This is a genomic window from Paenibacillus arenilitoris, assembly GCF_014705655.1.
In the GTDB taxonomy this organism is placed as follows: Bacteria; Bacillota; Bacilli; order Paenibacillales; family Paenibacillaceae; genus Pristimantibacillus; species Pristimantibacillus arenilitoris.
This window is the reverse complement of record NZ_JACXIY010000028.1, coordinates 22385-35641: the sequence shown is the minus strand read 5'-3', so window position 1 is coordinate 35641 and position 13257 is coordinate 22385. Positions and strand designations below refer to the sequence as shown.

The 13257-nt window shown below is 58.8% G+C and carries 12 protein-coding genes; 10 read left to right on the top strand and 2 right to left on the bottom strand.

The genetic code is table 11. From position 1 onward, the window contains the following. Positions 1–14 precede the first annotated feature (14 nt). The 6 genes from IDH41_RS21860 (at position 15) to IDH41_RS21835 (ending at position 6617) form a co-directional block, all read left to right on the top strand. Positions 15–1133: a D-alanine--D-alanine ligase gene (locus IDH41_RS21860; RefSeq protein WP_190864853.1), complete on the top strand. Its 1119-nt coding sequence runs from the start codon at positions 15–17 to the stop codon at positions 1131–1133. 1010 nt (positions 1134–2143) lie between these two features. Continuing rightward, entirely contained in the window at positions 2144–2461 is a 318-nt protein-coding gene (locus IDH41_RS21855; RefSeq protein ID WP_190864852.1) for a hypothetical protein, read from the top strand. A gap of 3 nt (positions 2462–2464) precedes the next feature. Further along, the gene (gene uvsE / locus IDH41_RS21850; protein WP_190864850.1) at positions 2465–3484 is read left to right on the top strand and encodes a UV DNA damage repair endonuclease UvsE; all 1020 of its coding nucleotides are present in this window, start codon (positions 2465–2467) and stop codon (positions 3482–3484) included. 120 nt (positions 3485–3604) lie between these two features. Next, positions 3605–4423, top strand: a complete 819-nt coding sequence (locus IDH41_RS21845) for a sulfite exporter TauE/SafE family protein (protein WP_190864848.1) — start codon at positions 3605–3607, stop codon at positions 4421–4423. 109 nt (positions 4424–4532) lie between these two features. Then, positions 4533–5387: an inositol monophosphatase family protein gene (locus tag IDH41_RS21840; RefSeq protein ID WP_190864846.1), complete on the top strand. Its 855-nt coding sequence runs from the start codon at positions 4533–4535 to the stop codon at positions 5385–5387. 78 nt (positions 5388–5465) lie between these two features. Then, on the top strand, positions 5466–6617 hold the full coding sequence (locus IDH41_RS21835; protein WP_223829955.1) for a PQQ-dependent sugar dehydrogenase: 1152 nt from the start codon (positions 5466–5468) through the stop codon (positions 6615–6617). A gap of 145 nt (positions 6618–6762) precedes the next feature. On the opposite strand, the gene IDH41_RS21830 is transcribed toward IDH41_RS21835, so the two are convergent. Together IDH41_RS21830 and IDH41_RS21825 are read right to left on the bottom strand one after the other, a co-directional pair. Beyond that, a complete protein-coding gene (locus IDH41_RS21830) occupies positions 6763–8073 on the bottom strand; it encodes a glutamate-1-semialdehyde 2,1-aminomutase (protein ID WP_190864844.1) in 1311 nt (436 codons plus the stop codon). Positions 8074–8364: 291 nt separating this feature from the next. After that, a complete protein-coding gene (locus IDH41_RS21825; RefSeq protein WP_190864839.1) occupies positions 8365–9456 on the bottom strand; it encodes an LCP family protein in 1092 nt (363 codons plus the stop codon). A 358-nt stretch (positions 9457–9814) separates the two neighbouring features. Between IDH41_RS21825 and IDH41_RS21820 the strand changes: the two genes are divergently transcribed. Genes IDH41_RS21820 through bcp form a run of 4 tightly spaced genes read left to right on the top strand, consistent with a single transcriptional unit; the run spans position 9815 to position 13028 of the window. Further along, positions 9815–10843 carry an ABC transporter ATP-binding protein gene (locus tag IDH41_RS21820; protein ID WP_190864837.1) on the top strand — a complete coding sequence of 343 codons (1029 nt, stop codon included), beginning with the start codon at positions 9815–9817 and terminating at the stop codon, positions 10841–10843. Further along, entirely contained in the window at positions 10840–11634 is a 795-nt protein-coding gene (locus IDH41_RS21815; protein ID WP_190864834.1) for an ABC transporter permease, read from the top strand. The genes IDH41_RS21820 and IDH41_RS21815 overlap by 4 nt, the downstream gene beginning before the upstream one ends. Positions 11635–11639: 5 nt before the next feature. Beyond that, complete coding sequence (locus tag IDH41_RS21810) at positions 11640–12431, top strand: ABC transporter permease (protein ID WP_190864832.1); 792 nt, start codon at positions 11640–11642, stop codon at positions 12429–12431. A gap of 33 nt (positions 12432–12464) precedes the next feature. Next, complete coding sequence (gene bcp / locus IDH41_RS21805; protein ID WP_190864830.1) at positions 12465–13028, top strand: thioredoxin-dependent thiol peroxidase; 564 nt, start codon at positions 12465–12467, stop codon at positions 13026–13028. Positions 13029–13257 lie beyond the last annotated feature (229 nt).

Below are 13257 nucleotides of genomic sequence, written 5' to 3'. Positions count from 1 at the left end.
CCGGAGGATATGACATGGGGAGCAAAATTCGGGTTGGTCTTGTTTACGGGGGGAAATCGGGAGAGCACGAGGTCTCTTTGCAAACGGCTTTTGCCGTGATGGGGGAATTCGATTACGGCAAATACGAAATCAAGCCTTTTTATATAACGAAGAAGGGCCAGTGGAAGACGGGCGACGTTCTCCATGCCCGTCCTAGCAGCGTCCGGGAGCTTCAATTCGAGTCGGGCGAGGCGACGCAGACGGGCTTGGCGCTCGCTCCGCTATTTGCGGGCTTGAACGGAGGCATGACCGAAACGGAAGGCGAGCGGCGCATCGACGTCGTCTTTCCGCTGCTGCACGGGACGTTCGGCGAAGACGGCACGATCCAGGGCTTGTTCGAAATGGCCGACATTCCGTACGTCGGAGCGGGCGTTCTGGCATCCGCCGTCGGGATGGACAAGATTCTGATGAAAAAAGTGTTCGCGCAGGAAGGGCTTCCGCAATGCGTCTACCGCTATTTCAACCGCACGCAATGGGAGAAGGACGCCGCCTTCTTCATCATGGAATGCGAAGTGTCGCTCGGCTATCCGTGCTTCGTCAAGCCGGCCAACCTCGGCTCGAGCGTCGGCATATCCAAAGCGAAAAACCGCGAGGAGCTCATCGCGGCCGTCAACTACGCGTTCCGCTTCGACCGCAAGGTTATCGTCGAGGAGTTCGTCGACGCCCGCGAGATCGAGGTAAGCGTGCTGGGCAATGACGAGGCCAAAGCGTCCGTTCCGGGCGAGATCGCCCCGTCGAACGAGTTCTACGATTATAAGGCCAAATACATCGACGGCAAATCGACGATGCAAATTCCGGCCATGCTGCCGGCCGACACGACGGAGGCCGTGCGCGAAATGGCGGTCCGCGCGTTCCAGGCGATCGACGGCTCGGGCTTGTCCCGCGTCGACTTCTTCCTGCGGAAGAGCGATAACCAGCTGTTCATCAACGAATTGAACACGATGCCGGGCTTCACGCCGTTCAGCATGTATCCGCTCATGTGGAAGGAGACCGGCCTTTCCTATAAAGAGCTGCTCGACACGCTTATCAACCTGGCCGCGGCCCGCCACGCCGACAAGCAGCGCATCGACTTCACCGGCGGGTCGGTGGAGTAAAGGGCGATCGCTTCACCCGTCTATGCTCCGTTCGAGGCTTATGGCGGGTGAAGGTCGCTGCGCACGGTTGAGCCGTGCGTGTGATCGGGGGGCTATATTGGAATTGATCCAGTATAGACCATGTCACACTGCGAGAAAGGGATCTAAACTGGATTTCGTCCAGTAAATCGTCCCGATTTCGGCGAAGTAGAGTGAAATCATCCAAAGTTACTGGGTAGAATACAGGATAGCTGGTCTCAGGCGTATGAAATGATGAAAGTTACTGCGAAAACCAAGATAGCACCACGCCATGATGAAAGTAACCGTATTGCAATATTGCACCGAAAGTAAAGCGTGTCCCGCAAGGGACGAAAGCGCTGGTCGCTCCAAGCTGTCTCACACCCGCCTCAGGAACACATTCGTTCCTCAGGCCCTTGGCAGGTGACTCGAGCGTACCGCAGTAAAGCGTGTCCCAAAGGGACGGTAGCGCTGGCCGCTCCAAAGTGACTCACACCCGACTCAGGAACTCATACGTTCCTCAGGCCCTTAACAGGGGACTCGGGCGCGCCGCAGCAAAGCGTGTCCCGCAAGGGACGAAAGCGCTGGTTGCTCCAAAGTGTCTTACACCCGCCTCAGGGACACATTCGTTCCTCAGGCCCTTGGCAGGTGACTCGAGCGTGCCGCAGTAAAGCGTGTCCCAAAGGGACGAAAGCGCTGGTTGCTCCAAAAGTGTCTCACACCCGCCTCAGGAACACATTCGTTCCTCAGGCCCTTAGCAGGTGACTCGAGCGTGCCGCAGTAAAGCGTGTCCCAAAGGGACGAAAGCGCTGGTTGCTCCAAAGTGTCTCACACCCGCCTCTGTATGTAATATCGTTCGTCCAGTTGCAGGTGTCCAGAGGACGCAGTCCTTGGGGCCCTCCCTTGGAAGGGAGGGTTTGGGAGGGTTCGAAATGGGTTAGAAATAGGCTCGAAAATGGTTTGAATACTCCTATGTAGGCCGGGTAGAAAGCTCAAAGAAAGGAGGAAATCCTATGGGTTTCGCAACCGAATTCAATTCCGTGTGCAAGTTCAAGTCCGAGCAGGAGCTATATGAATTGTTGGAGTACGGCCGGGGCAAAATGGTAAAGAGCGGCTTTCGCGTATTTCCGACGGGCCAGAAGGTCATTGCGTACACGCCGGCCAACGAAGCGATCGCGATCGTCCGCATTTTGGCTTCCATCGCCGAAATTAATTTTCAGGGCGAGGAAGTAACGGAAGTGGAGATGGAGCTCGTGAGAAAGCTGACGGAAGAAGAAGCGAGAGTGCAAACGGCGCTTGCTTATGAAATGTTTTTCGGAGACCGGGCGTAGCCGATGATCGTCCGATTCGGCTTTGTCGCCATGAGCCTGCGGCTCGAGAACGCGTCTCCGTCCAAAACGATGACCTATACGACGTTCGCGAAGCTGGCCGACCGCGAGGCGGGCCTCCGCAAGCTGGAACGAATAGCCGAGGAGAACCTGCACAATACGCTGCGGATTTTAAAGCTTTGCAAGACGGACCGCATTCAAATGTACCGGTTCTCCTCCAAGCTGATCCCGCTGGCAACGCATGAGGCGGTGACCGATTGGGATCCGTTTCAGGCGCTGAAGCCGGGCTTCGAGGAGATCGGCCGGTTCGTCCGCGACAACCGGATGCGGGTGTCCTTCCACCCCGACCACTTCTGCGTGTTCAGCACGCCGAGGCCCGAGGTGCTGGCGAAGTCCGAGCAGGACCTGCGGAATCACGTCCGCATGCTCGAAGCGATGGGGCTGGACGAGACGGCCAAATGCAACATCCATATCGGGGGCGCATACGGCGACAAGGCAGCGTCCGGCGAGCGCTTCGTCCGTCAGTTCGAAGCGCTGCCGGACCGTCTGAAGCGCCGGGTCACGCTCGAGAACGACGACAAAACGTTCACAGCACGCGAGACGCTCGAAGCGGCGGAGCGGACAAGCGTGCCGATGGTGCTCGATATCCACCACTACGCGGTGAATCCTGGCGATACCGACGAGGACGAACTGCACCGAGAGCTGTGGCCGCGCGTGGAGCGGACATGGCGGAAGGAGCGCGAACGGCTGGGCTATACCGATGCGCAGCAGCTTCCCGCCAAGATCCACGCATCCAGCCCGAAGAGCGCGGCAGATCCGCGCAGCCACGCCGACCTCGTGGAACCGGAGCCGCTGCTGCGCTTCCTGAAGCAAGCCGCCCGCTGCACGACGCATCTGGACTGCATGCTGGAAGCGAAGAGCAAGGATGTCGCGCTGGTGCGGCTGATCGACGATTTCAGGCAGATGGAAGCGCAAGGCGTCAAGGTGAGGGATGACGGAAGCGTGGAAATCGAAGCGCTGGAATGATCGTCCAATCGTCTAATAGGCACCGTCAGGACCGAACCTGACGGTGTTCCTTTTGCCGCGGAGGCCAGCCGGCGGATAATCGACAGACGGAAATACAGAAACGAAAAGAGGTTTACCCGCATGGAGTGGTTGTTACTCGTACTGCTCGGCGTCGTCGCCGCGATGTTCGGCAGCATCGTCGGTCTCGGCGGCGGCGTGATCATCGTTCCGGCGCTTATGCTGCTTGGTCCGGCCATCACGGGGAACGCGATCGGCCATGCCGAGGCCGTAGGCATTTCGCTAACGGTGCTGGTCGTGACCGCGCTCGCTTCGACGCTGTCGTACGCGAAGCGGAAGATCGTCGATTTCCGCAGCGGATGGTTGTTCTTCATCACGAGCGGTCCCGCCGCTCTACTGGGCTCCGCTCTGACGGGAAGGCTGCCGGCCGGCTTATTCCAGCTCGTCTTCGGGGTGTTCATGCTTCTAATGGCGGCGCTGCTCATCGCGCGGGACTACATGAAACCGTTTACGAAAGAGTGGCCGATCGTGCGCGCGATAACGGATAATACCGGACAAACGCATACGTACAGCTACGGCATCGTTCCCGCGCTTGCCATCGGCTTCGGCGTCGGGCTTATATCGGGCTTGTTCGGCATCGGCGGCGGATCGCTGTTCGTGCCGCTGATGGTGCTGCTGTTCCGGTTTCCTCCTCACGTGGCAACGGCGACGTCGATGTTCGTTATTTTTTTATCGTCGATTCTCGGCAGCGGCATGCACGCCTATCTCGGGGATACGATCTGGCTGATCGTCCTGGCGCTTGCGCCCGGGGCGTGGATCGGCGGCAAGCTGGGCGCCGCCGTCGCGGTGAGGATGAGCGGGAAGGGGCTGCTGTGGCTGCTTCGGATCACGTTATTTTTGCTTGCGGCGCAATTAATCATTGAAGGAATCGGAGCAATTTGATACTTTGGTAATAACGTCCAATCGAAACTTCGACCGGTCGCCATACGTAACAAGATAGAACGCGGGCGCTTCGCCCGGCGATTATACATAAAGGGAAGAGGGATAGACCGTGAGTGAGCAGAATAATGCTTCCGTCGTAGGCGGGAAGAGCTTTACCGCCGTCGCGATCAATTGCGCTTCGAAAGCAGGAGAATGGATCAAGACGAAGCTTGGGAACTACGCAAGCCTTGACATAAAATATTCCTCGCACGACCTTGTCACGGAAGTCGACAAAGGATCGGAGAGATTAATCCGCAATTTGATCATGACGCATTTTCCGCAGCATTCCTTCTTGGGGGAGGAAGGGGTCGAGCCGGGTCCGGCCGCGTCGACGCAGGCGCTCGAGGACGTGCGCGAGGCGGAATACCTATGGATCGTCGATCCGATCGACGGGACGACGAATTTCGTGCACGGCTTTCCGTTCTTCTGCGTGTCCATCGCGCTGGCGCATAACGGACAGGTGATCGTGGGCGTCGTGTACGACCCGATGAAGGATGAGCTGTTCGTCGCCGAGAGGGGCAAGGGAGCATACGTGCACGGCAAAAGAATGCAGGTGTCCGGCGAAGAAACGCTGCGCGGCAGTCTCGTGGCGACGGGCTTGCCGGCCGATCATCAATACGCGCTGCCGCTCAATTTGAAGGGCATCGAGGCGGTCGCGCCGAAGGTGCGCAACCTTCGAATCGCCGGTTCCGCGGCCATGCACATGGCTTACGTCGCGGCCGGACGGCTGAGCGGCTTCTGGGAGATCGGGCTGAGCAGCTGGGACATCGCGGCAGGCTCTCTGCTCGTGCAGGAATCCGGCGGCGTCGTCACCGATACAAACGGCAATCCGTATCAATTGGGCGTGCGCAACGTCGTCGCGTCGAACGGACTTATTCAGCGGGAGCTTATTGCTTCGCTTGCCGAGGCGAAGGCAGATAAATAACGGACGAAGGACAGCGAACTTGACGGAGCAAGGGCGTTGTCCTTTTTCGATTCGAAGAGTCGGGAGGAATGGATCGTGATGAAAGGTTCGAAAAAAGCCGCCGCGGCCCTCATGCTGTCCGTATGGCTGGGCGCGCTGGCCGCTTGCGAGCAGGACGAGCAGCCGGAGGTTACGCCGGCGTCCACGCCGGCCGCCACCGCCCCCGCGGAGGAGCCAAGCGCGGAGACGGCAGTGCCCGCCGAATCGGACGCGCCCGAGACTGCGTACGAGGTGCTCGCCGAGAAGCTGCGCGTGCCTTGGGTGATCGAGTTTGACGGCGACGTCGTTTATTTGAGCGAGCGGGAAGGCAACGTCGTGAAGGTCGACGGCGCCGAGATGACGCGCCAGAAAGTGAATTTGCGCAAAAACGTCCACGGCCGGGGCGAAGGCGGCTTTCTCGGCTTCTTGCTGGCGCCGGATTTCGAGCAATCGAGGACGGCCTACGCGTACCATACGTACGAGGAGAACGGCGAGACGCTGAACCGGATCGTGCGGCTTAAGGAGAACGGCGATCAATGGGACGAGACCGGCGTCTTGCTCGAGGACATTCCGGGAGCGGCCAACCATGACGGCGGCCGGATGGCTTTCGGTCCGGACAAGATGCTTTACGTGACGACGGGAGACGCCCAGCGGCGGGAGCTGGCGCAGGACCTCGATAGTTTAGCGGGTAAAATATTAAGGATGACGCCGGACGGCAAAGTGCCGGAGGATAACCCTTTCCCGGGCTCGTACGTCTATTCCTACGGTCACCGCAATCCGCAAGGCATCGCCTGGACGGGCGACGGCACGATGTACAACACGGAGCACGGCCCTTCGGGCACGCCGGGCGGCCATGACGAGATTAACGTCATTAAGCCGGGGAGCAACTACGGCTGGCCGGATATATACGGCGGCGCGAAGAAGGACGGCATGGAGACGCCGATCTTCCACACGGGGGAGAAAGCGATCGCGCCATCGGGCATGACGATCGACGAGCAGGGCCGCCTGCTGATCGCGACGTTGTTAGGCAGCGCGCTCTATCGATACGATCCGGCGACGGGCGATATGTCCGTCGCGTTCGAGGGCGAGGGCAGGCTGCGCGACGTGAAGATCAAAGACGGCAAGGTGTACGTCATTACGAACAATACCGACGGCCGAGGCATTCCGGGCGAGAACGACGACCGGCTGCTCGTGTTGAACAAGGTGGAGTGATCGCGGCGTTTCGCTTTAAACGCAAATCGTCGACGCTCGCCGGGTCTAAGGCGGCTAGGGCCGGACGGAAGAGGTGCGCCGCAAATAAAACGAGCAGACCATCACGGTCTGCTCGCTTATTTTTGTGCTGCGTATGCAGCGGACGTTACAGCCGGGCGAACGCGTACTCGGCGGCGCGAATCGTTGCGTCGATGTCGGCCTCGGTATGCGCCGTTGTCATGAACCAGGCTTCGTATTTGGACGGGGCGAGGTTAATGCCTTGCTCCAGCATGAGCTTGAAGAACCGGCCGAAAATTTCGCCGTCGGTATCCTGCGCCTCGTCGTAATTCGTGACCGGATGGCCGCAGAAGTGGGCCGAGAACGAGCCGCGGATTTGATTGACCGTAAGCGGAATGCCGTTCTGCGCAGCCGCGGCTTTGAGGCCTGCGGCAAGCTTGGCGGCGAGCGCGTCCATTCGGTCGTAGATGCCGGGCTCCTGCAGCAGCTCCAGGCAGGCGATGCCCGCGCTGATGGACGCGGGGTTGCCGGCCATCGTGCCCGCCTGGTATGCGGGGCCGAGCGGGGCGACCTGCTCCATGATCGCGCGGCGTCCGCCGTAAGCGCCGATCGGAAGGCCGCCGCCGATGATTTTGCCGAGCGCCGTCAGGTCGGGCTCGATCGCCGCGTGATCCGGGAAAGCGGCATACGTCTGCGCCGCGCCGTAGTGGAAGCGGAAGGCGCTGATGACCTCGTCGTAGATGACGAGCGCGCCGGCTTCGCGGGCCAGCTTGCACAGCCCTTCGAGGAAGCCCTCGTGCGGCATGACCATGCCGAAGTTGCCGACGATCGGCTCGACCATGACGGCTGCCGTCTCGTCGCCCCACCGTTCCAGCGCTTCCTTCAAGGCCGGCAAGTCGTTGAACGGAACGGTAATGACCTCGGTGGCGATGCTGGAAGGCACGCCCGCGCTGTCGGGGATGCCGAGCGTGGACGGTCCGGAGCCCGCCGCGACGAGGACGAGATCGGAATGGCCGTGGTAGCAGCCGGCGAATTTAATGATTTTGGTCCGCTTCGTATAAGCGCGCGCGACGCGGATCGTCGTCATGACCGCCTCGGTGCCGGAATTGACGAATCGTACCTTGTCGAGCGAGGGGATCGCCTGCTTCAGCATCCGGGCAAGCGTAATCTCGAGCTCCGTCGGCGTGCCGTACAGCGTGCCGTTCTGCGCGGCGCGGACGATGGCATCCGTAATATGCGGGTGGGCGTGTCCGGTAATAATCGGCCCGTAAGCGGCGAGATAGTCGATGTAGCGGTTATCGTCAACGTCCCAGAAATAGGCGCCTTCGCCGCGTTTCATAAATACGGGCGCGCCTCCGCCGACCGCCTTGTAGGAACGGGAAGGGCTGTTCACGCCGCCGACGATGTGCCGGAGCGCCTCCTCGTAAAGCTTGGCGGATTGCGGTCGTTGCATAGTCATAGTTTTATGGCCTCCTGTATGTAATAGCTGATAAAGAATGATTTGACACCAGGCTAACACTCGTGGGGTATAGTCAAAGCCGACCGAGGTCGATCGCAGCCGATCGAGATCGTGGTCGATTGCAACTGAATGCAGTTGATCTTAATCGAGTGACGTTCGGCTTGTCGTTCATTCTTCGAACGGAAGGGCAGGCGTGCAATAAATGGATTTGACGTAAATGGGCCCGGTGTCAACTACGCCCAACAAAATACACGCAAGCAGCAAAGGCTGCCTGCGTGTATCGTAGCGCGGTTACTGCCGCGAAGCGCCGCCGGACGACGAGGAATCGGACGAAGCCGACGTGCTCTCGCCGTCCTCCGTGCCGCTGGCCGCGCCGTCTTCCGGCGAGCCGGACGGCGGGGGATCGGGAATCGTGTCGTCCTGCTGCAGCGTCAGCTCGACGTATGCCTTAAGCTCCTCCTCGTCGCTGATCGCGATGACGGAAGCGCCGCTGACCTTCTCGTCGGAGATCAATTCCATCGGCGGAATCTGCGTCGTGCCGGCCACGTGGCTCTTGACGCCAAGCTGGCCGAGCTTCAGCATATCGTTGACGCTGATGTTCATGTCGACGTACGGCTCGACGCTTTCGAGTATTTTTTTCATCCGGATGATGTTCCAGGTCGATTGCAGCTCCTTGGCCACGGCCTGGAGGAAGTTGCGCTGGCGTTCGGTACGGGTGAAATCACTCATCGCGTCGTGGCGGAAGCGCACGTACTGAAGCGCCTTGTCGCCGTCGAGGAGCTGGTAGCCCTTCTCCAGATCGATGTCGTACCGGTTGCCGTCGGCGTTGTCGGTGTAATGCATGTCCTTCTCGACGTCGAAGTAAATGCCGCCGATCGTGTCGATGAGCGCCTTGAAGCCTTCAAAGTCGGTATATACGTAGTACTGAATGTCGAGCCCGAGCAGATCGCCGACCGTCTTCATCGCGAGCGGGTAGCCGCCGAGCGTCAGAGCGGAGTTGATCCGTCCGCGCCCGTGGCCTTCGATGTCGACGTACGTGTCGCGAAGCACGGAGAACAGATGCGCCTTCTTCGTCACCGGGTCGAACGAGGCGACGAGGATGGAGTCGGACCGAGCGGTCTGACCTTCGTCGAGGCCGCGGGCGTCGCCGCCGAGCAGCAAAATGTTGACGCGCTCCGTGCCTTCCCATTCCGGTATGGGAACCGGGGTAGCCTCCGGATTATCGGCTGCGGGCGCCGTTTCTTCCGGCTCGCTGAAATTATCCAACGCATTATATACGCCTACGCTCCAATAGATCGCGAACGCGAGCGCCGCGCCGAGAACGACTGACAGGCTGATAAAAAACCATTTCCATTTTTTCTTCTTATTCGACTGTTTGCGCATTTCGTTAGAAGTGCTCCTTTCGAGGGCTGTTGGATCGTTTAAGAAAACGTGCAAGACATGCCCTTATTTGAAAATATAACCATTTATAAGCGCTGTACTTATAAAATCGCTTATATTTCACAGCGGTACGAGCTTATGCCGCCAAAGGCCTGCGTTAGCCGCTTACGCTTAACTGTTTATAAAAAAGACAGTTTGAATACCGCTCAAGCCGTTTACGCTACGCGTGAACTGCGATATGATTACATATCATAAAATTATAAAGCTGAACGACATGCGGACGCAAGTTTTATCGTTTTAGATAAAAGAAAGGCGCTATTTCCTGGGAAATGTCGAAGCGAAAGGAGCTTTAAACGACCAAATGTTAGCCATAGACGTCAAAGATCTGCGCAAAACGTTCAATGTCCAGAAAAACCGGGAAGGCTTATCCGGCGCGCTCAAAGACCTGTTCAAGCGCGAATACAACGAAGTAACGGCAGTCAAAGATATTTCTTTTCAAATTCCGCAAGGCGAAATTTGCGGCTACATCGGCGAGAACGGGGCCGGCAAATCGACAACGATCAAAATGCTGACCGGCATCCTTGTCCCGACGGCGGGCGACATCCGGGTGAACGGCTACGTGCCGTACAAGGACCGAGAGAAATTCGTGAACGGCATCGGCGTCGTGTTCGGCCAACGCTCCCAGCTGTGGTGGGACATCGGCGTCATCGAGTCGTTCCAGCTGCTGCGCAAGGTGTACCGCGTCTCGGAGCAGGACTTCCGCAAGAGGCTCGACGAGCTCGTCGAGAGGCTCCATCTCGGCGATCTGCTCAACCGCCCGGTGCGCAAGCTCAGCCTCGGGCAGCGGATGCGCTGCGAGCTGGTCGCCTCGCTGCTCCATAACCCGTCCATCCTGTTTCTGGACGAGCCGACGATCGGCCTCGACATCGTCGTCAAGACGGAGATCCGCGACTTCCTCCTGCAGATGAACAAGGAGCAGGGGACGACGATTTTGCTGACGACGCATGATCTGCAGGACATCGAAGCGCTCTGCTCGCGCGTCATCATGCTCGACGACGGGCGCATCATTTACGATGGCGGCCTGGACGAGCTGAAGAGCCGGTGGAGCAAGGGGCGCGAGATCCAGTTCCAATTCGCGTCGCATACGCCGATCGCCAGGCTGAAGCAGCTGACCGATCCGCTGGAGGTGACCTGGACGCTGGAGAACGACGTGACGGCCAAAATGTGGCTGCCCCATTCGGTCAGCGTCTCGGACGCGCTAGCCCGCGTCGTCGGCGGCGCCGAAATCCGCGACATTAAAATTTTCGAGACGAACACCGACGACATCGTCCGCGGCATTTACCAATCCGGCTCGGCCGCGGCCGAGGCCAAGGAGACCGTCATGTCATGATGAGCGCGTATATCGATTTTATCCGCATCCGGTTTCTCATGATGCTCGCTTACCGGGTTAACTATTATAGCGGGATCATTATTTATGCCATTAACATCGGCGCGTACTATTTCCTGTGGCAAGCGATCTACGGCGATCAAGAGACTCTGGCCGGCTTTACGGTGAACCAGATGACGACGTACGTTGCGGTATCGTGGATGGCGCGAGCTTTTTACTTCAATAATCTGGACCGAGAGATCGCGAATGAAATCCGCGACGGGAGCGTGGCGGTGCAGCTTATTAGACCTTATTCGTATTTGTTCGTAAAAATGATGCAAGGCTTCGGCGAAGGGCTGTTTCGCCTGCTGCTGTTCATGGTGCCGGGCATGATCGTCGTCTGCCTCATCTTCCCGGTGACGCTGCCGACCGATCCGATGACGTGGCTTATCTATCTTGTGATGCTGTTCTTCAGCTTCCTGATCAATTCGCAAATTAATATTTTGACCGGGCTGTTCGCCTTCTTCGTGGAAAATAACGAGGGCATGATGCGCATGAAGCGCGTCATGGTCGACCTGTTCTCGGGCGTCGTCGTGCCGATCGCCTTCTTCCCGGGCTGGCTGTCCGCCATTATGCAGTGGCTGCCGTTCCAGGCGATCACTTACTTGCCGAGCTCCGTCTTCACCGGCCGGACGCCGAGCGGCGAGACGCTGCACGTATTCTTGCTGCAGGTTGTCTGGTTCGTCGGACTGCTCGTGCCGATCTGGCTGACGTGGCGCGCCGCCCGCAAGCGGCTGTTCGTGCAAGGAGGGTAATCGAGATGAGATACGCGACATTATTTTGGGAATATATTAAGAACTACGCCAAGACTAGGCTCACGTACCGGGCCGACTTCTGGATCGAAGTGCTGTCCGACCTGCTGTTCCAAGGGATGAACCTGATCTTCATCCTGATCGTGTTCCAGCATACGCCGTCGCTTGGCGGCTGGTCGGAGGCGGAGGTCGTGTTCGTCTACGGCTTCTTCATGATTCCGTACGGCTTGTTCAGCACGTTCTTCGGCATATGGAACTTCAGCGAGCGCTATATCGTCAAGGGCGAGATGGACCGGGTGCTGACGCGGCCGGCGCACAGCCTATATCAGGTGCTGCTTGAAAACGTCGACCCGCCGTCGCTGATCGGCTCCCTCGTGGGCGCGATCATCATGGTCATGTGCTGGACGCAGCTTGACTTGCCGTTCCACGTATGGGATCTCGTCATCATGGCGCTGCTCGTGCTGGGGGCGGTGCTGATCTATGCCGGCCTGTACACGGCGCTCAGCTCGATTTCCTTCTTCTCCGACGCGCCGACGGGCATCGTGCCCCTCATGTACAATATTCAGAACTACGGCCGCTATCCGGTCAATATTTACAATAAAGTGATCCGTTTCGTCCTGACGTGGCTGCTGCCGTTCGCTTTCGTCGGCGTCATTCCGGCTTCCTATTTCCTGGAGAAAAAGACGGACGACCTGTCGCAGCTGGCGCTGCTGACGCCGGTGATGGGGCTCATCGTCTTCTCGCTCGGCCTGTTCATGTGGAACCATGGCGTGAAGCGTTACCGCGGCGCGGGATCGTAAAGCAGCGAAGACCGGAACTTGGAGGTGAGGGAGATGGCAAGAACGAAAGCGAAGGCGAAGGTTGGCAAACCTGCGCCGGACTTCGAGCTGCCGGGATCGAACGGCGAGAACGTGCGCTTGAGCGATTTTCGCGGAAGGAACGTCGTGCTCTATTTTTACCCGAAGGACCTGACGGCGACGTGCACGCAGCAATCATGCGACTTCCGCGACGCGAACGCGGAGATGCTGGCGCTGAACACCGTCATTATCGGCATCAGCATCGATCCGGTCAAGACGCATTTGCGGTTTATCGAGAAGCATGAGCTTCCGTTCCTGCTGCTGGCCGATACCGAGCATGCCGTGTGCGAGCTGTACGGCGTCTGGCAGCTGAAGAAGCTGTACGGCCGGGAGTATATGGGCATCGTCCGCTCGACGTTCCTGATTGATGAGGGCGGCAAGCTGGTCCGGGAATGGCGCAAGGTGCTGATCAAGGGCCATACGGAGAAGGTGCTCGAAGCGGTGAAGGAGCTGCGGGAGGGCAAGAAGAAGGCGGCGGTCAAGAAAAAGCCGGCTGCGAGGAAAAAGCCGGCTGCGAAGAAAAAGCCATCGGAAGGTTAGGCTTGGCTCGGGCGGACGTCCGGTCGTAAGGCAGTTGCAGTCATCGCCGCTCGAATGACGATTGGGCTATCGATTAAGCGTATTCGGCTATCTCGTCCGGGTACGCTTCTTTTTGCCCCGGCAAGGCGTGCGTTTATATGCCCCGGCAAGGTGCGTTTCCCCTTGGAGTAAATTGCCGTTCGAAGGAAACAATAACAGCAGCATTGGTGCCTATTCTCCATGGACGATC

Bases quoted from the DNA above. Each gene is read 5' to 3' on its own strand.
- IDH41_RS21815 (WP_190864834.1), top strand. From the start codon at position 10,840: ATGATGAGCGCGTATATCGATTTTATCCGCATCCGGTTTCTCATGATG.
- IDH41_RS21835 (WP_223829955.1), top strand. From the start codon at position 5,466: ATGAAAGGTTCGAAAAAAGCCGCCGCGGCCCTCATGCTGTCCGTATGG.
- IDH41_RS21855 (WP_190864852.1), top strand. From the start codon at position 2,144: ATGGGTTTCGCAACCGAATTCAATTCCGTGTGCAAGTTCAAGTCCGAG.
- IDH41_RS21830 (WP_190864844.1), bottom strand. From the start codon at position 8,073: ATGACTATGCAACGACCGCAATCCGCCAAGCTTTACGAGGAGGCGCTC.
- IDH41_RS21845 (WP_190864848.1), top strand. From the start codon at position 3,605: ATGGAGTGGTTGTTACTCGTACTGCTCGGCGTCGTCGCCGCGATGTTC.
- IDH41_RS21810 (WP_190864832.1), top strand. From the start codon at position 11,640: ATGAGATACGCGACATTATTTTGGGAATATATTAAGAACTACGCCAAG.
- IDH41_RS21825 (WP_190864839.1), bottom strand. From the start codon at position 9,456: ATGCGCAAACAGTCGAATAAGAAGAAAAAATGGAAATGGTTTTTTATC.
- uvsE (WP_190864850.1), top strand. From the start codon at position 2,465: ATGATCGTCCGATTCGGCTTTGTCGCCATGAGCCTGCGGCTCGAGAAC.
- IDH41_RS21820 (WP_190864837.1), top strand. From the start codon at position 9,815: ATGTTAGCCATAGACGTCAAAGATCTGCGCAAAACGTTCAATGTCCAG.
- bcp (WP_190864830.1), top strand. From the start codon at position 12,465: ATGGCAAGAACGAAAGCGAAGGCGAAGGTTGGCAAACCTGCGCCGGAC.
- IDH41_RS21860 (WP_190864853.1), top strand. From the start codon at position 15: ATGGGGAGCAAAATTCGGGTTGGTCTTGTTTACGGGGGGAAATCGGGA.